Below are 24357 nucleotides of genomic sequence, written 5' to 3' on the forward strand. Positions count from 1 at the left end.
GCTGGCCACCAGTGAGACATCGATGTATGTTGATGCGGCGATATGGAAGCCCTGTCCCAATCCTTCCGGGCCCTCGGGGACCCGACGCGGCTGCGCATCCTCCGGTTGGTGGCGGAGGCTCCGCTGAACGTGACGGAGCTGGTGTCGCTGGTGGGCGTGGCGCAGTCGTCGGTGTCGCACCACCTGGGGAAGCTCAAGGGGCTGGGGCTCATCCGCGAGGAGCGGCAGGCGGGCTTCAGCTACTACTCGCTGGCCTTGGAGGGGGACGACACGCGCTGGCCCCTCATCCGACTGGCGAGGGAGGCCGAGGACGCGGCGGGTGACTCGGCGCGGTTGATGGACCTGCTGCGTGCGCGCGCGGACCGGCAGGCGCTCAACGAGCGACTCCTGGAGCCGGGCCAATCCTGGTTCCTGTGGGCCGGCGCGCTGGCGTCGCTGTTGCCGCCCCTGGACGTGGCGGACTTCGGCTGTGGCACGGGCGTCTTGAGCGTGGCCATCGCCCGGTGGGCGCGGCACGTGTGGGCCATCGACCAGAACGCCGTGGCGCTGGAGCAGGCGCGCGAGCGGGCCGGCAATGAGCACGCCGCCAACGTCACCTTCCTGTGCGAGGACCTTCAGCACCTGTCGCTGGGGTCGGGGCGGATGGACCTCGTGGTGATTTCGCAGAGCCTCCACCACGTGGAGGACCCCGCCTGTGTGCTGGCGGAGGCGGCGCGGCTGCTCAAGCCGGGCGGCCGGCTGGTGCTGCTGGAGTTGATGCCGCATGACGAGCGTTGGGTGGTGGAGCGGTTGGGCCACCGCCACCTGGGCTTCGAGCCGTCACAGCTGGAGACGGCGCTGCGCGAGCAGGGTTTCGCGTCGCTCACCCGCGAGGCGCATGCCCGCGAGGGTGCCAGCCCTTTTCGAGTCTTTCTGCTGACTGGAGTGAAGCCATCATGACGAGTCCCACTGCCCTTCCGCCCCCCTCTGGAGAGAACGGTCGTCGCGTGGAGGCCCTGCGCACCGCGATGCGTGAGCGCGTGCTGGTGCTCGACGGCGCCATGGGCACGCTGCTGCAGCAACTGGACCTCAAGGCCGCGGACTTCGGCGGCGCCGAGTTCGAGGGCTGCAACGAGAACCTGGTCCTCACCCGGCCGGAAATCATCCGGGACATCCACGCGCGCTACTTCGCGGCGGGCGCGGACGTCACGGAGACCGACAGCTTCGGCGGCACGCCGGTGGTGCTCAACGAGTTCGGCCTGGGGCACAAGGCGCTCGAAATCAACGCGGCCTCCGCGCGACTGGCACGTGAAGCCGCCGCCGAGGCCGAGGCGAAGGATGGGCGCATGCGCTGGGTGGCGGGCTCGGTGGGCCCCACCACCAAGGCCATCAGCGTCACGGGCGGCATCACCTTCGAGGAGCTGGTGGAGAACTTCGCCGTGCAGGCCGAGGGCCTCGCGCTCGGCGGCTCCGACTATCTCCTGGTGGAGACGGCGCAGGACACGCGCAACGTGAAGGCGGCGCTCCTGGGCATCGACCGCGCGTTCCGCAAGCTGGGCTACTCGCTGCCGGTGGCGGTGTCCGGCACGATTGAACCCATGGGCACCATGCTCGCGGGCCAGAGCGTGGAGAGCCTGGCCACGTCGCTGGAGCACGTGGAGTTGCTGTACCTGGGGCTCAACTGCGCCACGGGTCCGGACTTCATGACGGACCACCTGCGCTCGCTGGCGGCGCTGAGCCCGTTCCCGGTGTCGTGCGTGCCCAACGCGGGCCTGCCGGACGAGAACGGAAACTACCTGGAGACGCCGGAGATGCTCGCGCGTTCGCTCACGCGCTTCTGCGAGCAGGGCTGGCTCAACGTGGTGGGTGGCTGTTGCGGCACGCAGGAGGGCCACATCCGCGCGCTGTCCCAGGCGGTGAAGGGTCTGAAGCCGCGCGCGTCCACGCCCAAGCCCCGCTCCACGTTGTCTGGCGTGGACTACCTGGAAGTGACGGACGAGATGCGGCCGGTCATCGTCGGCGAGCGCACCAACGTCATCGGCAGCAAGAAGTTCAAGGAGCTCATCGTCGCGGGGCAGTTGGAGGACGCGTCGGAGATTGCCCGCGCGCAGGTGAAGCGGGGCGCGCAGATCATCGACATCTGCCTGGCCAACCCGGACCGGGAAGAGCTGGAGGACATGCGCGAGTTCCTGGAGGTGGTCATCAAGAAGGTGCGCGTGCCCTTGATGATTGACTCCACCGACGAGCGCGTCATCGAGATGGCCCTGACGTACAGCCAGGGCAAGGCCATCATCAACTCCGTCAACCTGGAGGACGGAGAGGAGCGCTTCGAGAAGGTGGTGCCGCTGGCGCGGCGCTTCGGCGCGGCGCTGGTGGTGGGCTGCATCGACGAGATTGGCATGGCCGTGACGCGCCAGCGCAAGCTGGAGGTCGCGGAGCGCTCGTTCGAACTCTTGACGAAGAAGTACGGCATGAAGGCGGAGGACCTGTACTTCGACCCGCTCGTCTTCCCGTGCGCCTCCGGTGACGCGCAGTACACGGGCAGCGGCGTGGAGACGGTGGAGGGCGTGCGGCTCATCAAGCAGCGCTTCCCTCAGTGCCGCTCCGTGCTGGGCATCTCCAACGTGTCTTTCGGTCTGCCGACGGCGGGCCGCGAGGTGCTCAACTCCGTCTTCTTGTACCACTGCGTCCAGGCGGGCCTGGACATGGCGCTGGTCAACTCCGAGAAGCTGGAGCGCTACGCGTCGCTGCCCGAGGAAGAGCGCAAGCTGGCGGAGGACCTGCTCTACAACCGGGGCACGGACCCGGTGACGCCGTTCGCCGCGCACTTCCGCGAGCGCAAGCCGCCCAAGGCGCAGGTGAGCACGCTGCCGCTGGAGGAGCGGCTCCAGCGCTACATCATCGAGGGCTCGCGCGACGGCCTCTTCGCGGACCTGGAAGCGGCGATGGCGAAGTACGCGCCGCTGGACATCATCAACGGGCCGTTGATGAAGGGCATGGACGAGGTGGGCCGGCTCTTCGCCGCCAACGAGCTGATTGTCGCGGAGGTGCTCCAGAGCGCCGAGTCGATGAAGGCGGCGGTGACCTTCCTGGAGCCGCACATGAGCGCCGCCCAGGCGGCGATGCGCGGCAAGATTGTCCTGGCCACGGTGAAGGGTGACGTGCACGACATCGGGAAGAACCTGGTGGAAATCATCCTGGCCAACAACGGCTTCCAGGTCGTGAACCTGGGCATCAAGGTTCCGCCCGAGCAGTTGGTGCAGGCGGTGCGCGAGCACAAGCCGGACATCGTCGGCCTGTCGGGGCTGCTGGTGAAGAGCGCGCACCAGATGGTGGCGACGGCGGAGGACTTGAAGCGCGCGGGTGTGAGCGTGCCGATTCTGGTGGGCGGCGCGGCGCTCAGCCGCAACTTCGTGGACCGCAACATCGCTCCGGCGTACGGCGGCGGCACGGTGGCCTACGCGCAGGACGCGATGAGCGGCCTGGACCTGGCGAAGCAGATTGTGGACCCGTCCTCGCACGAGAAGCTGCGCGGAGAGCTGTCCGAGCGGCGCGTGAAGCTGGCGCAAGAGGTGAAAGAGCGTCCTCGCGTGGAGGCTCAGACGTCGCGTGCGCGCAGCGCGGAGATTCGCATCCTGGACACGGTGCCCTCGGCGCCGGACTGGGAGCGGCACGTGCTGACGAACACGCCGCTGGACCACATCTGGAAGTTCATCAACCCGGTCATGCTGTACGGCCGGCACCTGGGCCTGCGCACGTCGTCGCGCGCGTTGGGGACTCCGGCGGAAGCGGAGCTGGCGAAGACGGAGGAGGGGCGCAAGGCGCTGGCGCTGAAGGATGCGGTGGAGGAACTCAAGGGCATGCTGCGCGGTGGGTTGATGCAGGCGCGCGCGGTGTTCCAGTTCTTCAAGGCGGGCAGCGACGGCAACCGGGTGGTGCTCTTCGACGGGAGCACCGGCAAGGAGGCGGCGTCGTTCGACTTCCCCCGGCAGGACCGCGAGGGAGGGCTGTGCCTGGCCGACTACCTGCGTCCGCTGGAGCGCGGCGTGCCCACGGACAACGTGGCGATGTTCGTGGTGACGGCGGGCTCTGGCATCCGCGAGCTGTCCGAGGGCATGAAGGCCAAGGGCGAGTTCCTGAAGATGCACGCGGTGCAGGCGCTCGCGCTGGAGACGGCCGAGGGCTACGCGGAGCTGTTGCACACGCAGCTGCGCAGCATGTGGGGCACGCCGGACAAGCCGGACATGACGATGCTGGAGCGCTTCCGCGCGGAGTACGCGGGCAAGCGCTACTCATTCGGCTACCCCGCGTGTCCTCGGCTGGAAGACCAGTCGAAGCTCTTCACCGCGCTGCGACCGGAGGACATCGGCGTGCAGCTCACCGACGGCTGCATGATGGAGCCGGAGGCCTCCGTGTCCGCCCTCGTCTTCCACCATCAGCAGGCGTCGTACTTCTCCGTGACGTGAGCGGAAGGTGCCGTGACGCCAGGGCGGTGGTCAGCACCGCCCGCTGGCGTTGGACGCCCGTGACTCGAATGGAAGTGGCTTGAGGCCCGGGCGGTCCGTCAGAAGCGGCCGCCCAGGCTGAGCCCGGCGCTGAAGAGGTCGCCGTCATCATCGGCGCCGGGGGCGAAGTCTCCGCCGCCGGCGAACACGCGATAGGTGGCACGCGCGCCCGCCGTCACGCCGTTGTAGCGGTACTCGACTCCGGCGGTGAGCGGCACCTCGGCCAGGAAGGTGTCGTCGAACTGGCGCGCGTTGGCCTCGGAGGTCGCGTCCAGGTAGCTGACGCCCACGCCCGCGCCGAGGAAGGGCTTCCAGTTCTCCCGGACGGTGGGGCCCACCTTGGCCAGCGCTCCCAGGTTGTGGCGCCACAGTGTCGCGTTGTCGATGTCCGCGAAGCCGTTGGCGGAGCCCTCGTAGCCCAGCTCCAGGCCCACCGCGGGCAACAGCTGCGCATCCGCCTGGAGCCCCAGGAACGTGCCCACATCCGTTTCCGTGCCCAAGTCACCGGTGTACGCCGTGACACCGCCTCGGACGGTGAGGCCAGGGGCGCCGAAGAAGGGGGCTGGCTGCTGCTGTTCGCGCACCTGGGAGTCCTTCGCGAGGGAGGGGGCAGCCCATCCCAAGGTCGCCAGCAGCACGCCTGCTCGCCAGATTGGAAGCACCATGTCGGATTCCTCCTCCTTGGGACGCCCCAGGGGGCCCCTGGCAAGGATGAGGTCGTCTCGTTCAGAGAAGGCCCGGCGCTCGGGGAAGCCCGAGGTGCCCCGCTGGCGGAGGGAGCGGGTAGACTCGCCGGCCATGAGCGCGCCCAACATCCGCCGAGCCGTCCAGTTGCTGCCCGCCTGTGCCACGACGGGGATTGGAAGCCTGCCCCATACGCAGGTGGAGCTGGGGCTCCAGGTCGCCCTGTCGATGGACATCCCGTTCCTCCCGCAGCTTCCGGTGGGCAAGCCCTCGGAGCTGATGATTCCGGCGGCGCTCGAGGGGTTGCCGGGCCTGCGCTTCGACGAGGAGGGCCTGTGCACGGTGGACCTGAAGGCCTGGGAGGAGGGGCGCGGCGAGTTCGAGGCGAAGCTGGACGCGGCTCTCGCGGCGGGGACGCTGGAGGCGTACGAGCCCACCCCCGAGGCGTGCCGTGCGTGGCGTCCCTTCTTGTGGGAAGTGGAGCATCGCAAGCTGGCGTTCGCGAAGGCGCAGCTCGCGGGGCCGTTCACGGTGCGCTCGGTGGCGCGCACGGACTCGGGCCTGTCCGCGCTGGAGGTCCCCGGACTGGACCAGGTGATTTTCCGACTGGTGCTGGCGCGCTCGCTGGCGATGGTGAAGGCGCTGCGGCGCGCGGGCACCACGCCGCTGTTCTTCCTGGATGAGCCCGGGCTCTATGCCTTCCAGCGCGTCCAGCCTCGTCACCTGCTGGCGCTCCAGGAGTTGAGGCTCTTGGTGGTGGCGCTCCAGCGTGAAGGCGCGCTTGTGGGGCTGCACTGCTGTGGCAACACGGACTGGGCCGCGCTGCTGGACGTGCAGCCGGACCTGTTGTCGCTGGATGTGCGGCTGTCGCTGGATGCGATGCTGGAGGAGGGTGATGCGCTGGAGCGCTACCTGAACTCGGGCGCGACGCTGAGCCTGGGCATTATTCCCACGGACCTGGCGTCGACGTACGAGGTGACGGAGCTGGCGGATTCGGTGGAGGCCTCGCTGAAGGCCGCATTGCCGCGCGGCTTCACGTTCCCTCGGGCCGTGTCGACGGTGCTGCTGACGCCCGCGTGCGGACTGGCCATGCGCTCGGTGGTGGATGCGGAGCGCGTCCTCTCCGAGCTGAAGGTGGCCCAGCGGAGGCTGCGTGGCGCGCTCGAAGCCGAGCGCCCCGTGTTGCACTCGCCGCCCCCGCACTGAGCAAGGCGGCACGGTGGAGGTCGCGTGGAGCGCTCGAAGCCGAGCGCCCCGTGTTGCACTCGCCGCCTCCTCACTGAGCAAGACGGCCACGGAGGCCGTCCGCGCTCCGGTGTCGGACGCTCCACGCCAAAAGGCGCGGAGCGAGGCGTGTCTACTGGCGGCCGAGCCTCAGCTCTCGTTCGGCCTGCTGCCAGTCCTGCTCGTGACTGCCGTGGTTGCCGCCTCGTGCCAGATAGATTTCGTAGGCGCGCCGGGCAATCTGCTCATGAGGAATGGGGCCGCGTGAGGCCTTGGACCCGTTGGCGTGTTCCGTGGGCTGCGTCGCCGTATGCGGGGTCGACTTTTGTGTGTTGTTGCGAGCCATCGAGGCGCCTCCGGGAAAGGGCGCGCGAAGCTTGAGTCTCGAGAGGTGCACGCGAAAGCGACCTGATGCGTTGGGGGTTGGCGACGCAACATGCCGAGTGACGCCGTGTCGCGCGGTGGACAGCGCGGGCGCGTGACGCGGATTTGACGTGACTCGCGAGGCAGAGCGAGCAGGCACGGCCCTACTTCAGCGCGGTCATCGCTGCTTCGAGCGCGCGCTGCATCGCGGTGCTCATGCCGAGGGTCGCCGCTTCAGACGGTGTGCACCAGCGCAGTTCCTGGAATGCCGCCGAGCGGGTGGGGCGCAGCGGCCCCGATACCCGGTAGAGGCGCAGCGTGAGGTCGCGATGGGTGAGCTGCCGCTTCACCGTGCCCAGCATGGCCTCCAGCTTCACGCCCGCGCCCAGCGCTCCAGTGAGGCGGAGTGTGGTTTCCGCTTCGGTGGCGTCCTCATCCACCTCGGCGGCGGGGAGTTCCCACAGGCCCCCGAAGAGGCCGGAGTCCGCGCGGCGAGCGAACAACAGGGTGTCCGCGTGGGCCCACACGGCGAGGGCCAGCGTCAGCTTCTTCGGCGCGGCGCGCACCCTGGCGGGTGGCAGCTCGTCCACGCGGCCCTTGCGGAAGGCGACGCAGCCGGTGCGCACCGGGCACAACAGACACAGCGGGTTCTCCGGGCGGCACGTCGTGGCGCCGTGCTCCATGAGCGCCTGGTTGAAGTCGCCGGGCCGCTCGCCCTTCACCAGCAGGGTGGCGAGTTCCCAGAGCGTGGCCTCTCGCTCGCGGTCACCGGGGAGACCTTCCACTTCGAAGAGTCGGGACAGCACGCGCGCGACGTTGCCATCGACGAGCGGAGCCTGTTCTCCGAAGGCGATGGAGGCCACCGCGCCGGAGGTGTAGCGGCCGAAGCCAGGGAGAGAGAGCAGCTCCGCCGCGGTCGAGGGCAGCTTGCCGCCGAAGCGCGACACCACTTCCTGCGCGGCGCGGTGCAGGTTGCGCGCGCGGGAGTAGTAGCCCAGGCCCTTCCAGCCGGAGAGAACGTCATCCAGCGGAGCGGCGGCCAGGGCGAGCACCGTGGGGAATCGCGCGAGGAAGCGCTCCCAGTAGGGAATCACGGTGGCCACCTGCGTCTGCTGGAGCATGACCTCGCTCAGCCAGATGGCATACGGGTCCTTCGTGCGGCGCCAGGGCAGGTCGCGCTTGTTCCGGTCGTACCAGTCCAACAGGGGGGCGCGGACCGAGGCGAGGTGCGCGGTGCTCGGAGTCACCGTGGGAACACGGGCCGACACGACGGTACGCGGTGGACGACCGCGCTTCGCGCGAGGAGGCTCCACGGGTGTGGCCTCATGAGTCATCGCGGCAACGGGGACTGAAGACTGTGCGGGCACGGCTTCAGGCTTGCGCGGCGGACGACCTCGACGCGGACGGACCATGTTCCGGTCCTGCTCCGTCGTGGGTTCGGCCGGGGGCGCCGCACCCGAGTCCAGCATTCCAAGCTGCGTCTGGGTGTCCGGTGTTGCGGCGCGCTTCGTGGGGCGACTGCGGGGACTCATGCGTCTTTCTTCACGGGGTTGGCCATGCGGTGGGCAACACGGTCGAACAGGCCGGGGACGAATCGGTTGGCCAGTACCATGACGCGTCCGGGGAGGGTGAGGATGGTGTCGCGCCGTCCTCGCACGCTCGCGCGCACCATCGATTGGGCGACTTCCTCCGACGACATGGCCTTCAACGGAACGGCTTCCTGCGCCCAGCCCTCCGCGTTCAACCGGTGCTCGCGGAACTCGCTCTCGGTAAAGCCCGGAGACACGAGCAGCACGCGGATGCCCTCCGTCGCCAGCTCCGTGCGCAGCGACTCCGTCATCGCGTTCACCGCGGCCTTCGACGCGCAGTACCCACCCAGCAACGGCAACCCGCGATGTCCGAGCACGGAGCTGACATTCACCACCTGGGCCCCGCGCCGTCCGCGCAGCAGTGGCAGCGCCGCGCGAGTCACCCGCCACAGCGCGAACACGTTCAGTTCGAAGACCTGCCGAAGCTGCTCCTCGCTGATGGACGCCAGGGGGCCGTACAAGCCCTGGCCCGCGTTGTTCACCAGCACGTCCAGCCCACCGAAGGCGGCCTGTGTCTCGCGCATGAGGTGCTCCACGTCCTCGCTGCGCGTCACGTCGCACCGCACGGACAGTGCCCTGACGCCGAGTGACTCCACTTCATGGGCCACATCCTCCAGTCGCTCCAGTCGCCGGGCGGCGAGCACGACATGCGCCCCGGCAGCGGCGTAGGCCCGAGCCGCCGCGCGGCCGATGCCGCTGGACGCTCCTGTGATGAGGACGACTCGCTCCTTGAAGGGTTGGCTCTTCATGGTGGCGGGGACCATACTCCCAGGGTTGCGCACCCGGACTGTCATTCAACCCGCTCCGGGGGCTCGTTTCCCTGCCTGTTCCCCTTCTGGCGGAGCGAGCGAACGCCTAGGATGCGCCGCCTCCATGCGGCGCCCCCCTCTCAGCAACGACTTCTCCTGGTCCAAGAGCCGCCACGAGAAGTTCTCCGAATGCCTGCGCTCCTACTACTTCTACTACTACCGCTCGTGGGGCGGGTGGGAGGCGGACGCGCCGAAGGACGTGCGAGAGCTGTACGTGCTCAAGAAGCTGGCCAACCGCTTCAGTTGGGCGGGCAGCATCGTGCACGAGCAGATCAAGGACGTGCTCCTGGACTGGCGCGCGGGGCGCACTGTCGACCCGGCCGCGGTGGAGGCCCGGGCCCGCAAGGTGATGCAGGACGACTTCCGGCACTCGCGCGGGAAGCTCTACTGGTCGCAGAAGTACCGCAAGCCGTTCACCGGACTCGTCGAGCACGAGTACGGCGACGTGCTGCCGGACGAGGCCTGGAAGCAGAACTGGGAGACGGTGCGCGCGGCGCTGGCGTGGTTCTTCACGTCGCGCTGGCCCGTCATCGCCAAGAGCCTCAAGCCCGAGCAGTGGTTGGAGGTCGACGCGGGCTTCGACTTCGCCCACTTCACGCTGAACGGGCTGAAGGTGTTCGCCATCCCCGACTTCGCCTTCGTGGACGCCGACGGCACGCCCGTCGTGGTGGACTGGAAGACGGGCAAGTCTCGCGATGGCTATGACGAGCAGGTGCTCGGCTACGCGCTCTACGTGTCGCAGCGCTACCGCTTCCCGGTGGAGAAGGTGCGCGCGTCGCTGGTGTACCTCAACGAGGGCAAGGAGCAGGACGTCCAGGTGGACCTGGGCGCCATGGCGTCCTTCCACCAGCACTTCGAGACGAGCGTGGCGAAGATGCGCTCACTCTTGAAGGACCCGGCGACGAACACGCCGCTGGACGCGTCCGCCTTTCCGACCTCGGAGTCCCTGTCTCCGTGCGTGCGTTGCGTCTTCCGTCGTCCCTGCGGGCGAGAAGCCGCCGTGACGGCGCAGCAGTCCTCGTCCCAGCAGGTGGCGTGAGGCGTCAGCGGGTGGAGGCGAGCCGGCGCACGACGACGCCGGCCGCGTTCATCCCGAAGCACGACGTGACGAAGGACACGCTTCCGTCAATCTGCGTGCGGTGGTCGCACGTGTGGAAGTCGTTGTCGTTCGGGCACACGCAGAGGAAGCCGTCCGTGGAGTCGTCGTAGTTGAGGGCCACGGGCATGCGCCGCGCTTCGATGGAGTAGACGGCGGTGATGCCGGTGTGCCGGTCCGTCTCCACGCCGTACTTGCGCTTGAGCAGCTTGCGGATGTCCTTGGCGAACGGGTCCATGTGCGTCTCGGACAGGTCCTCCACGCGGATGGCGGTGGGGTCCAGTCGCGCGGCGGCGCCCATGGAGCTGACCACGGGAATGCCCAGCGACACGCAGCGGTGCAGGAGGTGCAGCTTCGCCTTCACGTTGTCGATGGCGTCGACGACGAAGTCGTACTGACCGGCCTGGAGCATCTGCTCCGCGATTTCCTCGCGGTAGAACTCGCGCACGGCTTCGACCTTCGCCTCCGGGTTGATCTCCCGGCAGCGCTGCGCCATCAGGTCCGCCTTCGGCTTGCCCACGGCCTTCACCGTCGCGTGGAGCTGGCGGTTGGTGTTGGTGACGCACACGTCATCGTGGTCCACCAGCGTGAGGTGGCCGATGCCACTGCGCACCAGTCCCTCGGCCGCGTAGCTGCCCACGCCGCCCAATCCGAACACCACCACGCGTGCGTTGGCCAGCCGCTCCATCGCAGTGTCGCCCAGCAGTCGGCCCGTGCGGTCGAAGCGCCGGGACAGCTTGAAGGGCCTGGCGAGCGAGCCCGTGGCCGCATTCGGCGTGGCCGTCGTGGCGGCGGGCGGGGTCTCGGGCTGGGGAGGGGCGGGCGGTGGGGGCTGCGGGTTCATGGGAGTCCTCTATAACGCGACCGCTCGCCTACCGCGAAGCGGGGGGAAAACCTTCCCGGAAGAGCCTGCGGGCATTCTCGGTCGTCCGCTGGGCGACCTCGTCGAGGGGCTCCCCTCGGACGCGGGCCATCCCCTCCAGGATGTGGGGCAGGTAGGCCGGCTCGGAGCGGCCCCCCCGGTGGGGCGTGGGCGCCTGGTCCGGGGCGTCCGTCTCCGCCATCAGTCGCTCCAGGGGAATGGCGCGCAGCGCATCCAGCGGCTTGCGTGCCTCCGCCCACGTCACCGGGCCCGCGAAGGAGAAGTGGCAGCCCTTCTGGAGATAGAAGCGCGCCAGCTCCACGCCGCCGCTGTAGCTGTGCATGAGCAGGCCCGCCTCCGGAATCTGCTCCTGCTTGAGCAGTTCGATGAGCGCGGGATGGAGTCGGTGACAATGCATCAACACGGGGAGCTGGTGCTTGCGAGCGAGCGCCAGGTGCCTCCGGAGCACCGACACCTGTCGCTCCAGCGGCGCGCCGGGAAGGGACGGACCATCCAGTCCGCACTCGCCCACGGCCACCGCGCCGCCCTTCGACAACAGCGCGTCGAGCAACTCCAGCGCCACGTCGTCCTCCTCGGGCGTCATCTCCGGCAGGAGCTGGGGGTGGATGCCCAGGCCCACCTGGATGCGGGGCTCGTTCCGGGACAGCGCCAGCAAGGGTTCCCAGTCATGCGTGCCCACGCCGGGGATGAGGATGCCTTGGAGGCCCGCGGCCCAGGCTCGCTCCAGCACGAAGGTTCGGTCCTCATCGAATCGCGTCGCATCGAGATGGCAGTGGGTGTCGATCATTCATCACGCCATGGGGCATCGCCGTTCAATCAGGAACACGCTTCTGGAACCCACCCCGGGGAACCATCGCGGTCATTTTCCCGAGGCTATACGCCCTCCTCTTTTTTGGAGGGGCAATATGGACAAGCGAGTCGTCGGGGCGCTGTGTTGCGCGCTGTGGGTACTCTCGTCGGGGTGTGCTGACGAGTGCGTCGACCAGTTCGATTGTCGCGCGGACAATGGCCAGCCCGCCGAGGGGCAGGAGTGGGTCTGCACCGCCGACAATGAATGTGAGCAGCGTCCCATTCCCGCTCCTCCCGAGCCGGACGCGGGAGAGCCTGACGCGGGAGAGCCGGATGCGGGTGTCCCGGATGCGGGAGAGCCTGACGCGGGCGTGCCGGATGCGGGCCCGGCGGATGGTGGAGGCCAGGGCACGGCGGGGAAGGGCGAGAGCTGCGCGGCCTCCGCGGATTGCATCGCGGGCTTGCGCTGTGAGGGCACACCCCTGACGTGTCAGGCGCAGCATGTCGCAGTGACGGGGCGCGACGACGCGGGTGTCTCGAAGGCGCTCGTCATGCGCTACGACACGCCGGGCATGACGGCGTTGTCGGACGGGGATACGGACAGCCGCTACCCGCGCTGGGCACCGAGCGGCACGCGGGTATCGTTCGCGCAGGGGGCCGTGGACACGTCCACGGAGAAGGTCGCGGGTGACCTGACGGTGCGCGATGTTCCGCTCGTTCAGGGGCAGGCCCTGGTCCTCGCGGATGGTGGTTCGGGCAACACGGAGAGCTTCCGCTCCATGGAGTGGGAGCCGAGCAGCTCCATCGCCTGGGTGCGGCAGAACGGCAGCAGCCGCTCGGGCATCTCCGTGGTGTCGACGGACCCCGCGGGCAGCGTGGTATCGCAGGCCACGACGACGGGCGCGTTCCCGGACTGGGCTCCGGATGGCACGACGTTCGTCTACAACGTGACGGGCGAGGGCCTGTTGACCTCGAGCCTCGGCGCCTCGCCGACGCCCCTGGCCAACTCGGGGGCCACCGCGGAGCAGGCGCACTACAACCACGTCAATTCCCAGCTCCTGTTCCTGTCCAACCCGAACAACGAAATGGTGACGTTCGCCGGGGACGCCATCCCCGTGCCGCTGTTCCGGCTGTACTCGCTCAACGTGACGGGGGGTGGGCAGCCCCAGCTCATCGCGGATGTCTCCACGGAGACGTCCACGGATGGCACCATCGACTCGTTCATCGCCAGTCCCATCTGGGCTCCGGATGGGACCTGGTCCGCGTACGTGCGCGCGTACTACTTCAAGCCCACCACGGGAGATGCCGTGCTGTGCGGCGGGGGCGTTTCTCCCTGCCAGACGCGACCGGGCAACGCCGTCTTCCTGCGCGCAATCAATCCGCAGGATGGCACCGCCACGGGCACCGAGGTGCGGCTCGCGGATGACGGCACGCTCCCGTCGTTCTCTCCGGACGGACGTTTCGTTGCCTTCATCAAGGCGGGGCAGCTCAACGTCCAGCAGGTCGACCCCGCCACCGGCGCTCCGGTGAACGCGGCCATCGTCCATCCCAGGGCGGGCTACACGCTCCAGACAGGTGACAGCGACGACCACCGGCCGCGCTGGCAGCCCCGGTAGTCCGAGTCGTGTTTGGCCCGCGTTCCGGTGAAGTGTCCGGGGCGCGGGCCTGCCGTCCTTCGCGAGCGACGCGTCGAGTACTGCTCGGCCGCGCTGGCAGCCCCGGTAGTCCGAGTCGTGCTCGGCCCGCGTTCCGGTGGAGTGTCCGGGGCGAGGGCCTTCCGTCCTTCGCGTGCGACGCGTCGAGCCTTGCGGCTCGGGGTGTCACCGGAATAGGCAGGGGCCCTCGGTCCGCCGCATGTGTGGGGGCCGTGCCCCGGAGGACTCGGATGAAGACTGGCCTCGTGACGCTCGGTGTCCTGCTGTTCGCTGGCTGTGCCACCGTGCCGACCGCGCGACTGGACGATGGCGGCGGTGGCACCGTGGCCGCTGACCCGCACCCGGACGTGGAGCCTGTGCGCCTGGAGACGCGCGCGGGCACCTTCCTGGTGCACCCGAACAACGCCGAGGACTTCTCACGCGCGCTCGCGGGCGAGCCTACCCAGCAGAACTACACCAGCGAACTGCTGGCGGGAGACTGACACCCAGGGCTCCCGGCCGCGTCCCGAGTCGAGGGAGCGGCCCGAGGGAGCCTGGGATGCTGTCGTGCTTCAACCTACGACGATGATGCGGCGCCCCAGGGCCCGCGCCATCTGCGGCGAGGTCATCACCTCCAGCGCCTCACCGAGTTCGCCACCGGCCGTGTCGAAGGCCGCGGCGATGACTTCCCCCACGGTGAGCTGGGCCCTCTCCGCGGCCACCCGGGCCCGCTGAGCCGTCCGCCGGAGCGCGGGCATCACCCGGCGACCCTGCCTGCGGACCGTGACGCTCTTGCGTGTCGTCCTCTTGGCCATGTGCTCCTCCCACCACGCGGTTCAGCGCGGGTGAGTACACCTGGGGTCTGACATATGCAGACGAGGTGCCAGTCGGAGGCTCACCTGGCAGGTAACCTGCTCTACGGGATTTCCCTGTAGTGAAGCAGGGTTCCAGGTTCACCACCTCACGGTAAACGTCGGGGTTCGGAACCGATTCCTCGTTCTGTCGAGATTTTTCGTTCAGCCAGCCCGGGAATCTCGACGTTTCGTTCAAGAGTCGAGAGTCGGCCAGAAGCCGCAAGGACTGCGAGTGTGCTCAGTCTTGAATGACTCAGGTGTCATTCGAGCCCCGCCCTTTTGGTCGAAAAATTGGCACTGCGGGGTGAGGCTGACACGCGCGTCGCGCTCTCGTGGGCGGAGTGTTCAGTGCGGTATACGCCGGCGCATGCCTCAGACCCTCTGCCCGAGCTGCGGTCATAGCCCCATTCCCCGGGGTGCCACGGCCTGTCCCGCCTGTGGTGAGCCGTTCGATCATCTCCAGTCGTACAAGAAGGTCGGCCGCACGCGGCTGGACAGGTTGGGGGACGCGGTGGACGACGACGCCACGGTGTTCGGTGGCGACCTGGTGACGAGCGCGGTGTCCGCCCATCCAGGGCCCGTGGCGGGTGTGCTGGGGGCGAGCGCGGCGGCGTGGTTCCTGCGAGCCGGTGGCGTGTTGGGCTCGCTCCAGGACCCCTCGTGGACGTACGGGCTGGTGGCGCTGGACCTATTGCTCGCGCTGGTGCTGGTGGTCAACCGGGGGCCCGCGAAGGGGCTCGCGCAGACGGGGCTGGTGGTGCAGCTGTTGGCCACGGCCTGGCTTGCGCGCGCGGCGCCGACGGCCCCGGTGCACGTGGCCTACTTCGCGCTGGGACTGGTGGCGCTGACGCTGGTGCTGGGCGAGCCCGGCGCCGCGCGGCGGTACGTGGGCCTGGGGCTGGGACTCGCCGTGGCGTTGGCGTCGTCGGCGCTCCTCGCCATTCCGGGGACGCTGACTCCGGGGGGCGGTGGCGGCGTCCGCCAGCTCCTGGTCGGCAGCGAGCTGGGATACCGGCTGGAGCTGCCCGTGGGGTGGGAGCGGCTGACGCGCGAGCAGCTCTCCACGCACCTGGTGCTGCCCACGGCGACGCTGAATGGCAGTGGCGTGGGCTTCGGCGACGTGGCGCGAGGACGCTTCGGTCTCTTGTGGGTGGAGCGCTCGCCGGGTGTGTCGCTGGCGGCGGGGTGTCAGGGCCTGCTGCGCTCGTTGGGGGGGGCGTCGAATGCGCCGTTGACGCGTCCCGCGCCCGCGGCGCTGGGAGGCCGCACGCAGCTCTACGCGCTGAACACGTCGGCGGGGGCGCGAGGCACGCTGGGCTGCGGGCTGCTGGCGGATGGTCGACTGGTGGGGCTGGCCGTCGTCGCCGCCGGGTCGGGTGATGTACAGACGGGCGATGCGCAGGGGGCCGCGGCCTTCGCGGCGGTGGGCGAGGGACTCGCGTTGCAGTAAAGGGCAGCCCGCCATGAACGTTCAGGTCCTCTTCCACGACAACTGCTTCGACGGTGCCGCGAGCGCCGCGGTGTTCTCCCGCTTCTATCGGGAGCGCGTCCGCGCGGACGCGGCCTTTGGCTACCAGGGCCTGAATCACAAGCCGGGCGCGGAGGGCATCGACCCGGCGGTCTTCACTGGCGAGGAGAACGTCATTGTCGACTTCCGCTACAGCCAGGACGCGCGGCTGACGTGGTGGTTCGACCACCATGCCTCCGCCTTCCAGCAGCCGGGGGACGAGGCGCACTTCCGCGCGGACACCAGCGGGCGCAAGTTCCACGACGGGCACCGCAAGAGCTGCACGAAGTACCTGGCGGACGTGGCGCACGAGCGCTTCGGCTGGGATGCGTCGTCGCTCTCGGACCTCATCCACTGGGCCGAAATCATCGACGGCGCCCAGTTTCCGTCGCCCCAGATGGCGGTGGCGCTGGAGGAGCCCGCGCTGCGCATCATGACGGTGCTGGAGGCGAACAAGGACCCGGCGCTCATCCCCGAGGTCATCCGGCGCATGCAGTCGGAGTCGCTCGCGGAGCTCGCCGCCTCGCCGCTCATCGCCACGCCGCTGGCCCCGCTGCTCTCGCGTCACCAGGGCCACATCGAGCTGGTGCGCGCGAAGGCCCGTTACGAGCGCGGCGTCGTCTTCTTCGACCTGGTGGACGAGGGCGTCGACAGCCTCAACAAGTTCATCGCGTACGCGCTCTATCCGGATGCGCGCTACACGCTGTGGGTGGGCAAGGGCGCGTCGCGCGCCAAGGTGTCGCTCGGCTCCAACCCGTGGAAGCCGGAGCTGCGCAAGCACGACCTGTCCGCGATTGCCGGCCGGTTCGGCGGTGGCGGTCACCCAGTGGTAGCGGCGGCCAGCTTCAAGGCGGACCAGTCCGACAAGGCCCGCGCCGCGTACCAGGAGATTCTCGCGGAGCTGTCCACCGCGGGCTGACGGAGGGGCGGACTATCGGCGCTCGAAGAACGAGAAGCCGGCCTGCCGCAGCAGTCGCACCACCGTCACCATGGGCAGGCCCTGCACGTTGGCGCGGTCTCCTTCCAGTCGCGCCAGCAGTGCCTGTCCCGCGCCTTCCACGCGGTAGCTGCCGCAGCAGCCCTCCCACTCGTTCAGGTCCAGGTAGCGCTCCAGCTCGTCGGGCGTCACGGCGTGGAAGGTGAGTCGGGCGGTCTCCACGGCCTCGCTGAAGTGGCCTCCGGGGCCCACGAGGCAGACGCCGGTGTGGATGTCGTGGGTATGGCCCAGCAACTTGCCCAGCTGCCCGCGCGCGGCGTCGCGGTTGTCGGGCTTGGTGAGCGTCTCGCCGGCGACCTCGACGAGCTGGTCGGCGCCCAGCACCCAGGCGTCCGGGTTGCGCGCGTGGACCGCGCGGGCCTTGCGGGCCGCCAGCTCCCGGACGGCCTCCTTCGCGGACAGGTGGGGAGCCACCATCTCGTCCACCCCTGGGGATTGGGTGCGGTAGGGCAGGCCCAGGCCGTCCATCAGCGCTCGGCGGGCGCTGGACGTGGACGCCAGAATCAAGTCTCTCATGGGGCTCCCACCCTAGTTCACCCGAGCGCGCGCGGGGATGCCGCCTGCCGAGCGAGCATGCACGTCCCCGCTTCCCGGCCACGAGGTGATGCCGTAGCCTGACGCCCCATGTCGCGGCGCGGTCTGCTCGCCCTCTGCCTTCTCCTCACCGCGTGTAAGCGGAACGCCTCGGCCCCGGAGACGGGAGACGCCGGTCCGCCGGAGGTGTCCTCGGTGAAGGCCCCGGCGGCCAATGCCTCCCCGGCGGAAGGTGCCGACGTCGCCTCGCGTCCCGTGCAGCCGCTCGCGGTGTGTCGCGCGCAGGGCAGCTCGCCGCTGGATGCGGCGCGCGGGTACTACGACGGAGGTCGCTTCGAGGAGGCGCTGTCCTGCGCGGCGCAGGCGGCGGCCCTGGAGCCGGACCTCGCGGCGGCCCATGCCGAGCGCGGCGTGGCGCTGGCCGCGCTGGGACGCGAGCCCGAGGCCCAGCTCGCCTTCGCGCGGGCGCTCGCCATCGACCCGGGGGACTCGGATGCGCTGCTGGGCGCGGCGCACCTCTATGCCGTGCAGCTGCCCTCCACGCGCGAGCGAGACGAACTGGGCACGCTCTACGCCGAGCGCGGCCTGTCTCAGCCCGGCACGCCTCCGGAGCTGATTCCGCATCTGGCGCTGGTGGCGGCCATGGCCTTCAACGACCTGGGCCAGTCGGAAGAGGCCCTGGCGCGCGCGGCCATCGTCCTGGCCCGGGAGCCGGGCAGCAGGGAAGCGCTCTACGAGCGGGCCCTGGCCCTCTTCGAGCTGTGTCGCTTCGCCGAGGCGAAGGTGGCCTTCCAGGGGCTCGTGTCCGACGCGGAGCGCGCCGCGCATGCGCACCAGCACCTGGGCTTGTTGCTGGAGCGAGAGGGGAAGTGGAAGCAGGCGCAGGTCCACTTCGACAAGGCCCGGAGCCTGGCGCCGGAGGACTTCCCGACGCCGCCCCTGCCTGGCGAGGACGCCTTCCGCGTGGACGTGGCGCGGGCCGTGTCGGAGCTGCCCGTGGACATGCGGGGCGACCTGGAAGGCGTGCCCGTCACCGCGGAGGAGTTGCCCGCCGAGGGTGACTTGCTGGCCAACCAGCCTCCGCTGTCGCCCACCATCCTTGGATTGTTCAGAGGGCCGCCGCTGGGCGCGCCGTGCGACGGAACCGAGACACCGTGCCGCTCCGTGGTGCTCTACCGACGCAACCTGGCGAGGGCCGTGCGCACGCCGGCGGAGCTGCGCGAGCAGATTCGCGTGACATTGCTGCACGAAATCGGGCATCTGCGAGGGGAGGACGATGAAGAACTGGCCGCGCGCGGCCTGGAGTGACGCGAATGGCCATCAACGTAACGCTTCCCGTGGCACGTACGACTCCCAAGGGCGCGAAGTCCCTGCGCACCGGAAACCCCTGGCTGTACCGCACCGAGCTGGCCGCCCCGCCCGACGTGACGGGCCCTGGCGCGGTGGTGCTGGTGGTGGACTCGCAGGGCAACCCCATTGGCCAGGCCCTCTATGCGCGGCGCTCCCCGCTGGCGCTGCGGCTGCTGACGCGCAAGCCTCCTCGCGAGCAGCCGGTGAACGACCTCTTCTTCCGTCGTCGCCTGGAGGCCGCGCTCGCGCGCAGGTCATCGCTGTCCGGGCGCGACGGTCTGCGGCTGGTGCATGGTGAGTCGGACCAACTGCCCGGTCTCTTCGTGGACCGCTACGGCAAGGGCCTGACGCTCCAGACGCTCTCCGAGGGAATGGACGCCCGCAAGGAGTCCCTCGCGAAGATGCTGGTGGAACTCACCGGCGCCACCCACGTGGTGTGCCGCGACGACGCCTCCGGCCGCGACTTCGAGGGCCTTCCGCGCGAGTCGCGCTTCCTGCACGGCGAGGGAGAGTCGCGCTTCACGTACCACGAGGGCGACAACCGCTTCGAAGTGGACCTGCTGGGCGACATGAAGACGGGCGCCTTCCTGGACCAGGTGGACAACCACCTGCGCGCCGGAGAGCTGGCGCGCGGCGAGGCGCTGGACCTCTTCAGCTACCACGGTGGCTTCGCGCTGGCCCTGGCTCGCAACTCCGAGTCGGTGCTCGCGGTGGAGCAGGACGAGAAGGCCGCGGCGCGCATCGGCGAAAACGCCCGCGCCAACAACCGGACGAACGTCAGCGTGGAGAACGCCAACGCCTTCGATGTGCTCAAGCGCTTCGACTCACAGAGCCGGCGCTTCGACACCATCGTGTTGGACCCTCCGGGGCTCGCCAAGCGCCGTGAGGGCCTGGAGACCGCGCTGCGCGCCTATCACGAGCTGAACCTGCGCGCGTTGCGCTGCTTGAAGCCGGACGGACTGCTCGTCACCTGCTCGTGCTCCGGCAAGCTGGACCGCGCGGGCTTCGAGGAGATGCTGCTCGGCGCCGCGGCGGACGCCAAGCGCCCGATTCAGATTCTGGAGCGCCGGGGCGCGGGCCTGGACCACCCGGTGCTCGGTGGGTTGCAGGAGACGGAGTACCTCAAGGCCCTCTACGTGCGCGCCCTCTAGCAGCGCGCACGGGGACGACGGGGCTGCTCACGACAGCCCCAGCTCCTTGCGCAGCTTGCCCACGACCTTGAAGTACTCGGTTCGAGGGAAGGGGACATTCAGGATGTGGAAGTCCTTCTTGGCCAGCCCCACGCAGCCGAAGCAGTAGTTGCAGTCCTGCAGGTTGCGGCAGAGCACCAGGTACGCGCTGGTGGTGCAGTTCTCGCTCTGCAGGCAGTAGGCGCACGCGTGGCAGCTCTTGCACTCCACGCAGTGCGAGCAGTTGTTGCACAGCTCGCACCGCGTGCAGTGGGTGCACTGGAAGCAGCTGTCGCAGTCCTTGCAGAACATGCAGTTGGCGCAGCGCTGACATCCCTCGCATGCGTAGGAGCCGGGGTTGCCGGGGTCCGACGCAAAGCTCTTGGTGAGCTTCTGGAGTTGTTCCAGGAACTCCCGCTTGCCGAGCGTCGCCACCAACGCGCGTGCGGCCTTCTCCGCGGCGAGCGGATCCACTGCGTCGGGCCGCGTACCTTTCTCCTTCACCACCCGGGACACTCCTTGCCCATTGTCGGGGCTCACTGAAGCCGGGCCAGCCCGGCCAGGTCGATTCCACGCGCCACCCGCCGCACCTCCACCGTACCCGGGAAACCCCGGCTGGTGACGGCCACCACGAAGCGGTCGCCCACCAGCAGGTTGGCCTCCGCCAGCGACTCCTCCGCGTCGTACCTCACGAAGCCCACCGCGTCCTTCCAGTGGATGGGGGCCGCCGGGTCGCTGGGTGCCCGGTCCTTGGCCCGCTCCGCCGCGTCGCGGATGGCCTGTCCAATCTTCTCGCCCATCGTGGTGTCCACGATGCGCACCTTCACCTCTCGTCCCTCACCTCGGGTGAACAGGCGCTCGGCCTCGGAGACGGACACCTCGCCGTACTTGCCGGTGGAGCCCTGGGTGCGCGCGACGGTGAACCCCTCCAGCGTCTCTGGGAGGAAGGGGGCCAGCGTCTTGAAGTACACGCAGGGCGCGCTCGCGGCGGGCACGGAGGCTTCCACCTCGCGTGAGGCGCCGTCACGGTCCAGGCATCCGACACCTGGAGCGAGCGCGAGCAGGGCGGCGGTGAGGTGGAGGAGAAAGTTGTCGCGCACGGACGAATCAAAGGGTATCCCCGGCCCGCGCGCAATGGACCTCTCGAAGCTCAACCCTCCGCAGCGCGAGGCCGTGGTTACCCTCCAGGGGCCCTTGCTGGTCCTCGCGGGTGCTGGCAGCGGGAAGACTCGCGTCATCACCCACCGCATCGTCCACCTGCTCAACGAGCGACCAGACCACATCCTGGCTCGCAACATCCTCGCCGTCACCTTCACCAACAAGGCGGCGACCGAGATGAAGGAGCGCCTGGTCCACATGGCCGGGCCGCGCGCGCAGGGCGTGCTGGTGTGCACCTTCCACGCCTTCGGCGCGGAGATGCTCCGCGAGGACATCCATCGCCTGGGGTGGCCCAAGAAGTTCGCCATCGCGGACATGGGTGATCAGCTGGCCATCATCCGCCGCGCCATGCGCGAGCACCGCATCGACGACCGCGCCTTCGACGCGCGCAAGGTGCTCAACCTCATCTCCAAGGCGAAGAACTCCGGCAAGGCCCCGGAGCCCAAGCCGGAGGGCATCGGTGATGACTACGACCTCATCACCCACATGGTGTACCCGGGCTACCAGCTCGCGCTGAAGGCGCAGGGCTCGGTGGACTTCGATGACCTGCTCCTGTTGCCCGCGCGGCTGCTACGCGAGCACTCGGACCTCTACGTCAAGTACACGCGCCGCTTCCGCTACCTCCTGGTGGACGAGTTCCAGGACACCAACATGGCCCAGCTCGACGTGCTCAAGCTGATGGCCGGCGAGTCGCGCAACGTGTGCGCGGTGGGTGACGACGACCAGTGCATCTACTCGTGGCGCGGCGCGGAGGTGCGCAACATCCTCCACTTCGACCACTTCTTCCCGGGTGGGAAGGAGGTGCGACTGGAGCAGAACTACCGCTCCGTGCAGATGGTGCTGGACGCGGCCAACGCCGTCATCGCGAAGAACCCCGAGCGCAAGGCCAAGCAGATGTGGACCGACCGCAAGGGCGGCCCCAAGGTCAAGGTCGTGGCGTGCCCCAATGACGAGGAGGAGGCCCGCTTCGTCGCGCACGAAATCCAGAAGCACGTGTCGCTGGGCGTCCTCGAGGACGACATCGCGGTGCTCTACCGGACCAACGGCCAGTCCCACCCGGTGGAGGAGATGCTGCGCGAGAAGGGCATCTCCTACGAAGTCGTGGGCGGCAGCGAGTTCTTCGACCGGCGCGAGGTGAAGGACGTCATCGCGTACTTCAAGGTCATCGTGAACCGGCTGGATGAAATCTCCCTCATGCGCATCGTCAACGTCCCGTCCCGGGGCATCGGCGACGTGACGATGGAGCGGCTGCACGGGCACTCGCGCTCCGAGGGCGTCACCCTGTGGACGGTGATGCGCAAGGCCACCGAGTACGAGGATTTGCCCCCCGGCGCCGGCGAGAAGGTCCGCGAGTTCGTGGAGCTGGTGGAGCGCTACCGCGCCGCGTACGAGCACGGCCAGCTGGCCACCGTGACGCGCAAGCTCCTGGAGGAGATTGGCTTTCGCGAGGCCACGCGCGCACACGCGCCCAGCGCCACCAGCGCGGACAAGAAGCTCAAGGGCGTGGATGGGGTGCTCGGCTCGCTGGAGCGCTTCGAGAAGCGCGAGGGCCCCAAGGCCAGCCTCCTGACGTACCTCAACCGCCTCAGCCTGGACACGAAGCAGGAGGAGGACGACGACGTGCCCGGCGCCAACCGCCGCGTCACCCTGATGACGGTGCACGCGTCCAAGGGCCTGGAGTACCGGCTCGTCTTCTTCATCGGCATGGAGGAGGACCTGATGCCGCACGGAGGCATGCAGGGCGAGGCGCAGAACCTCGAGGAGGAGCGCCGCCTCTGCTACGTGGGCATCACCCGCGCCAAGGAGACGCTGTACCTCACGCGCGCCGTCACCCGCGTGAAGCGCGGCAAGGAAGTCCCCCGGACGCCCTCCCGGTTCCTGGAGGACCTCCCCCCGGAAGTCGCCGAGCACATCGCCATGGACGCGCCGCGTCAAGGCGACCCCACGCCGGAGGAGAAGAACTTCTTCGCGAACCTCAAGGAGCGCTTCAAGAAGCCGGCGCCCGGGGCTCCGGGGGGCGGTGGGGGGCCTGGGCGGTAGGGTGGGGTGGGGGCGGCAGACAGGCTTTCCAGGGGCGAGGCCCCACCAACCTTGACTTGATCCCCCATGCCGACTAGGAGGGTCGGCCTTTCCAGGCCTCCGTGGAGTTTCGACGGCGGACCTGCGGTTGGTTAGGCACGTTCAGCGGTTCCCCGGCATGCACCTGGCGGCCGCGAGAAGTTTGGAGTGCAAGAAATGTCGCAGAAGACCTACAGCGCGAAGGCTGGGGACATCAAGCGCCAGTGGCACGTCATCGACGTGTCCGACAAGGTGCTGGGCCGCGCGGCGAGCCAGATTGCCACCCTGCTCAAGGGTAAGCACAAGGCCATCTACACGCCGTCCATCGATACGGGCGACCACGTCATCGTCATCAACGCCGAAAAGGTGAAGGTGACGGGAACGAAGGAGCAGGACAAGCTCTACTACCGGCACTCCCGTGCGGGTTTCCCCGGTGGTTTGAAGATCACCAACCTGGAGAAGCTCCGCCAGCGTCACCCCGAGGACGTCATCCTCAACGCCGTGCGTCGCATGTTGCCCCGCAACGCGCTCGGTCGGCAGATGATGACGAAGCTGAAGGTCTACGCAGGTGACACCCACCCGCACGCCGCCCAGAAGCCGGCCGCGTTCGCGGTCGAGGCGTAAGGGAGACAACGTCCATGCCCATTCACCAAGAGCTCGGTTTCTACGCCACCGGCCGCCGCAAGGAAGCCACCGCCCGCGTGTGGCTCCGTCCCGGCACGGGTCAGGTCACCATCAACGGTCGGGAGATCAACGACTACTTCGGTCGTGAGACCTCGAAGATGGTGCTCAATCAGCCTCTCGAGATCCTCGAGCAGAAGGGGAAGCTCGACGTCACCGTGAACGTTCGCGGCGGCGGTCTCTCCGGTCAGGCCGGTGCCATCCGTCACGGCATCGCCCGCGCCCTGTGCGCCTTCAACCCGGAGTTCCGTCCGGCGCTGAAGAAGGCCGGCTTCCTCACCCGCGATGCTCGCGCGGTCGAGCGCAAGAAGTACGGTCAGCCGGGCGCGCGTCGCCGGTTCCAGTTCTCCAAGCGCTAACCGCTCAGGTTGGTTGCTCGGTTGTCTCCCGCGGCGGAGGCTCTCTCACGAGGGTCTCCGCCGTGGTGTTTTCCGGGACTCACCATTTCCCTCGGTCGCTTCGGCGCGGGGGCGTCTGCTACGATTCCAGGCGCC

The 24357-nt window shown here is 69.1% G+C and carries 23 protein-coding genes; 13 read left to right on the forward strand and 10 right to left on the reverse strand.

What is annotated here, in order from left to right; genetic code table 11:
- Positions 1–42 precede the first annotated feature (42 nt).
- Together HUA74_RS38245 and metH are read left to right on the forward strand one after the other, a co-directional pair.
- A complete protein-coding gene (locus tag HUA74_RS38245; RefSeq protein ID WP_174458540.1) occupies positions 43–939 on the forward strand; it encodes a metalloregulator ArsR/SmtB family transcription factor in 897 nt (298 codons plus the stop codon).
- Entirely contained in the window at positions 936–4445 is a 3510-nt protein-coding gene (metH, locus tag HUA74_RS38250; protein ID WP_174458541.1) for a methionine synthase, read from the forward strand. Before HUA74_RS38245 ends, metH begins: the two co-directional genes overlap by 4 nt.
- A gap of 98 nt (positions 4446–4543) precedes the next feature.
- Here metH and HUA74_RS38255 read toward each other — a convergent pair whose 3' ends face one another.
- Positions 4544–5149: an outer membrane beta-barrel protein gene (locus HUA74_RS38255; protein WP_174458542.1), complete on the reverse strand. Its 606-nt coding sequence runs from the start codon at positions 5147–5149 to the stop codon at positions 4544–4546.
- Between the two features lie 133 nt (positions 5150–5282).
- Here HUA74_RS38255 and HUA74_RS38260 point away from each other — a divergent pair, with 133 nt between their 5' ends.
- Complete coding sequence (locus HUA74_RS38260; RefSeq protein ID WP_141648122.1) at positions 5283–6374, forward strand: hypothetical protein; 1092 nt, start codon at positions 5283–5285, stop codon at positions 6372–6374.
- Positions 6375–6525: 151 nt separating this feature from the next.
- On the opposite strand, the gene HUA74_RS38265 is transcribed toward HUA74_RS38260, so the two are convergent.
- From HUA74_RS38265 to HUA74_RS38275, 3 genes are all read right to left on the reverse strand, one after another.
- The gene (locus HUA74_RS38265; RefSeq protein WP_141648123.1) at positions 6526–6738 is read right to left on the reverse strand and encodes a DUF2934 domain-containing protein; all 213 of its coding nucleotides are present in this window, start codon (positions 6736–6738) and stop codon (positions 6526–6528) included.
- A gap of 181 nt (positions 6739–6919) precedes the next feature.
- Positions 6920–8089: an A/G-specific adenine glycosylase gene (gene mutY / locus HUA74_RS38270; protein WP_217440919.1), complete on the reverse strand. Its 1170-nt coding sequence runs from the start codon at positions 8087–8089 to the stop codon at positions 6920–6922.
- A 194-nt stretch (positions 8090–8283) separates the two neighbouring features.
- A complete protein-coding gene (locus HUA74_RS38275) occupies positions 8284–9108 on the reverse strand; it encodes an SDR family oxidoreductase (protein WP_174458543.1) in 825 nt (274 codons plus the stop codon).
- 109 nt (positions 9109–9217) lie between these two features.
- Between HUA74_RS38275 and HUA74_RS38280 the strand changes: the two genes are divergently transcribed.
- On the forward strand, positions 9218–10192 hold the full coding sequence (locus HUA74_RS38280) for a PD-(D/E)XK nuclease family protein (protein WP_141648125.1): 975 nt from the start codon (positions 9218–9220) through the stop codon (positions 10190–10192).
- A gap of 4 nt (positions 10193–10196) precedes the next feature.
- Here the strand turns inward: HUA74_RS38280 and HUA74_RS38285 are convergent, their stop codons facing one another.
- Together HUA74_RS38285 and HUA74_RS38290 are read right to left on the reverse strand one after the other, a co-directional pair.
- Positions 10197–11093 carry a ThiF family adenylyltransferase gene (locus HUA74_RS38285; protein WP_174458544.1) on the reverse strand — a complete coding sequence of 299 codons (897 nt, stop codon included), beginning with the start codon at positions 11091–11093 and terminating at the stop codon, positions 10197–10199.
- Between the two features lie 28 nt (positions 11094–11121).
- Positions 11122–11919: a TatD family hydrolase gene (locus HUA74_RS38290; RefSeq protein ID WP_174458545.1), complete on the reverse strand. Its 798-nt coding sequence runs from the start codon at positions 11917–11919 to the stop codon at positions 11122–11124.
- Positions 11920–12037: 118 nt separating this feature from the next.
- Between HUA74_RS38290 and HUA74_RS38295 the strand changes: the two genes are divergently transcribed.
- Together HUA74_RS38295 and HUA74_RS38300 are read left to right on the forward strand one after the other, a co-directional pair.
- On the forward strand, positions 12038–13537 hold the full coding sequence (locus HUA74_RS38295; RefSeq protein WP_174458546.1) for a PD40 domain-containing protein: 1500 nt from the start codon (positions 12038–12040) through the stop codon (positions 13535–13537).
- Positions 13538–13806: 269 nt separating this feature from the next.
- The gene (locus HUA74_RS38300) at positions 13807–14058 is read left to right on the forward strand and encodes a hypothetical protein (RefSeq protein ID WP_141648505.1); all 252 of its coding nucleotides are present in this window, start codon (positions 13807–13809) and stop codon (positions 14056–14058) included.
- A 69-nt stretch (positions 14059–14127) separates the two neighbouring features.
- Here the strand turns inward: HUA74_RS38300 and HUA74_RS38305 are convergent, their stop codons facing one another.
- The gene (locus tag HUA74_RS38305; protein ID WP_141648506.1) at positions 14128–14370 is read right to left on the reverse strand and encodes a hypothetical protein; all 243 of its coding nucleotides are present in this window, start codon (positions 14368–14370) and stop codon (positions 14128–14130) included.
- A 406-nt stretch (positions 14371–14776) separates the two neighbouring features.
- Between HUA74_RS38305 and HUA74_RS38310 the strand changes: the two genes are divergently transcribed.
- Entirely contained in the window at positions 14777–15859 is a 1083-nt protein-coding gene (locus HUA74_RS38310) for a zinc ribbon domain-containing protein (RefSeq protein ID WP_174458547.1), read from the forward strand.
- 13 nt (positions 15860–15872) lie between these two features.
- Positions 15873–16835, forward strand: coding sequence for a DHH family phosphoesterase (locus tag HUA74_RS38315; RefSeq protein ID WP_141648508.1), 963 nt, complete (start codon positions 15873–15875; stop codon positions 16833–16835).
- Between the two features lie 12 nt (positions 16836–16847).
- On the opposite strand, the gene HUA74_RS38320 is transcribed toward HUA74_RS38315, so the two are convergent.
- The gene (locus HUA74_RS38320) at positions 16848–17429 is read right to left on the reverse strand and encodes a nucleoside triphosphate pyrophosphatase (protein ID WP_174458548.1); all 582 of its coding nucleotides are present in this window, start codon (positions 17427–17429) and stop codon (positions 16848–16850) included.
- A 108-nt stretch (positions 17430–17537) separates the two neighbouring features.
- Between HUA74_RS38320 and HUA74_RS38325 the strand changes: the two genes are divergently transcribed.
- Together HUA74_RS38325 and HUA74_RS38330 are read left to right on the forward strand one after the other, a co-directional pair.
- Positions 17538–18755: a metallopeptidase family protein gene (locus HUA74_RS38325; RefSeq protein WP_141648510.1), complete on the forward strand. Its 1218-nt coding sequence runs from the start codon at positions 17538–17540 to the stop codon at positions 18753–18755.
- Between the two features lie 5 nt (positions 18756–18760).
- Positions 18761–19948, forward strand: a complete 1188-nt coding sequence (locus tag HUA74_RS38330; RefSeq protein ID WP_174458549.1) for a class I SAM-dependent rRNA methyltransferase — start codon at positions 18761–18763, stop codon at positions 19946–19948.
- Positions 19949–19975: 27 nt separating this feature from the next.
- On the opposite strand, the gene HUA74_RS38335 is transcribed toward HUA74_RS38330, so the two are convergent.
- Positions 19976–20473, reverse strand: a complete 498-nt coding sequence (locus HUA74_RS38335; RefSeq protein WP_174458550.1) for a caib/baif family protein — start codon at positions 20471–20473, stop codon at positions 19976–19978.
- Between the two features lie 29 nt (positions 20474–20502).
- Positions 20503–21066 carry a hypothetical protein gene (locus HUA74_RS38340; RefSeq protein ID WP_371745699.1) on the reverse strand — a complete coding sequence of 188 codons (564 nt, stop codon included), beginning with the start codon at positions 21064–21066 and terminating at the stop codon, positions 20503–20505.
- Between the two features lie 34 nt (positions 21067–21100).
- On the opposite strand from HUA74_RS38340, the gene HUA74_RS38345 reads away from it, so the two are divergent.
- The 3 genes from HUA74_RS38345 (at position 21101) to rpsI (ending at position 24222) form a co-directional block, all read left to right on the forward strand.
- Positions 21101–23164 carry an ATP-dependent helicase gene (locus HUA74_RS38345; RefSeq protein WP_174458551.1) on the forward strand — a complete coding sequence of 688 codons (2064 nt, stop codon included), beginning with the start codon at positions 21101–21103 and terminating at the stop codon, positions 23162–23164.
- A 195-nt stretch (positions 23165–23359) separates the two neighbouring features.
- Positions 23360–23806, forward strand: a complete 447-nt coding sequence (gene rplM, locus HUA74_RS38350; protein WP_141649452.1) for a 50S ribosomal protein L13 — start codon at positions 23360–23362, stop codon at positions 23804–23806.
- 14 nt (positions 23807–23820) lie between these two features.
- Complete coding sequence (gene rpsI / locus HUA74_RS38355; protein ID WP_046712181.1) at positions 23821–24222, forward strand: 30S ribosomal protein S9; 402 nt, start codon at positions 23821–23823, stop codon at positions 24220–24222.
- Positions 24223–24357 lie beyond the last annotated feature (135 nt).

Source organism: Myxococcus sp. CA051A, from assembly GCF_013336705.1.
Classification (GTDB): Bacteria; Myxococcota; Myxococcia; order Myxococcales; family Myxococcaceae; genus Myxococcus; species Myxococcus llanfairpwllgwyngyllgogerychwyrndrobwllllantysiliogogogochensis.

Coding starts and splice junctions, on each gene's coding strand:
- HUA74_RS38245 (WP_174458540.1), top strand. CDS start 43: ATGGAAGCCCTGTCCCAATCCTTCCGGGCCCTCGGGGACCCGACGCGG.
- metH (WP_174458541.1), top strand. CDS start 936: ATGACGAGTCCCACTGCCCTTCCGCCCCCCTCTGGAGAGAACGGTCGT.
- HUA74_RS38255 (WP_174458542.1), bottom strand. CDS start 5,149: ATGGTGCTTCCAATCTGGCGAGCAGGCGTGCTGCTGGCGACCTTGGGA.
- HUA74_RS38260 (WP_141648122.1), top strand. CDS start 5,283: ATGAGCGCGCCCAACATCCGCCGAGCCGTCCAGTTGCTGCCCGCCTGT.
- HUA74_RS38265 (WP_141648123.1), bottom strand. CDS start 6,738: ATGGCTCGCAACAACACACAAAAGTCGACCCCGCATACGGCGACGCAG.
- mutY (WP_217440919.1), bottom strand. CDS start 8,089: ATGACTCATGAGGCCACACCCGTGGAGCCTCCTCGCGCGAAGCGCGGT.
- HUA74_RS38275 (WP_174458543.1), bottom strand. CDS start 9,108: ATGGTCCCCGCCACCATGAAGAGCCAACCCTTCAAGGAGCGAGTCGTC.
- HUA74_RS38280 (WP_141648125.1), top strand. CDS start 9,218: ATGCGGCGCCCCCCTCTCAGCAACGACTTCTCCTGGTCCAAGAGCCGC.
- HUA74_RS38285 (WP_174458544.1), bottom strand. CDS start 11,093: ATGAACCCGCAGCCCCCACCGCCCGCCCCTCCCCAGCCCGAGACCCCG.
- HUA74_RS38290 (WP_174458545.1), bottom strand. CDS start 11,919: ATGATCGACACCCACTGCCATCTCGATGCGACGCGATTCGATGAGGAC.
- HUA74_RS38295 (WP_174458546.1), top strand. CDS start 12,038: ATGGACAAGCGAGTCGTCGGGGCGCTGTGTTGCGCGCTGTGGGTACTC.
- HUA74_RS38300 (WP_141648505.1), top strand. CDS start 13,807: ATGAAGACTGGCCTCGTGACGCTCGGTGTCCTGCTGTTCGCTGGCTGT.
- HUA74_RS38305 (WP_141648506.1), bottom strand. CDS start 14,370: ATGGCCAAGAGGACGACACGCAAGAGCGTCACGGTCCGCAGGCAGGGT.
- HUA74_RS38310 (WP_174458547.1), top strand. CDS start 14,777: ATGCCTCAGACCCTCTGCCCGAGCTGCGGTCATAGCCCCATTCCCCGG.
- HUA74_RS38315 (WP_141648508.1), top strand. CDS start 15,873: ATGAACGTTCAGGTCCTCTTCCACGACAACTGCTTCGACGGTGCCGCG.
- HUA74_RS38320 (WP_174458548.1), bottom strand. CDS start 17,429: ATGAGAGACTTGATTCTGGCGTCCACGTCCAGCGCCCGCCGAGCGCTG.
- HUA74_RS38325 (WP_141648510.1), top strand. CDS start 17,538: ATGTCGCGGCGCGGTCTGCTCGCCCTCTGCCTTCTCCTCACCGCGTGT.
- HUA74_RS38330 (WP_174458549.1), top strand. CDS start 18,761: ATGGCCATCAACGTAACGCTTCCCGTGGCACGTACGACTCCCAAGGGC.
- HUA74_RS38345 (WP_174458551.1), top strand. CDS start 21,101: ATGGACCTCTCGAAGCTCAACCCTCCGCAGCGCGAGGCCGTGGTTACC.
- rplM (WP_141649452.1), top strand. CDS start 23,360: ATGTCGCAGAAGACCTACAGCGCGAAGGCTGGGGACATCAAGCGCCAG.
- rpsI (WP_046712181.1), top strand. CDS start 23,821: ATGCCCATTCACCAAGAGCTCGGTTTCTACGCCACCGGCCGCCGCAAG.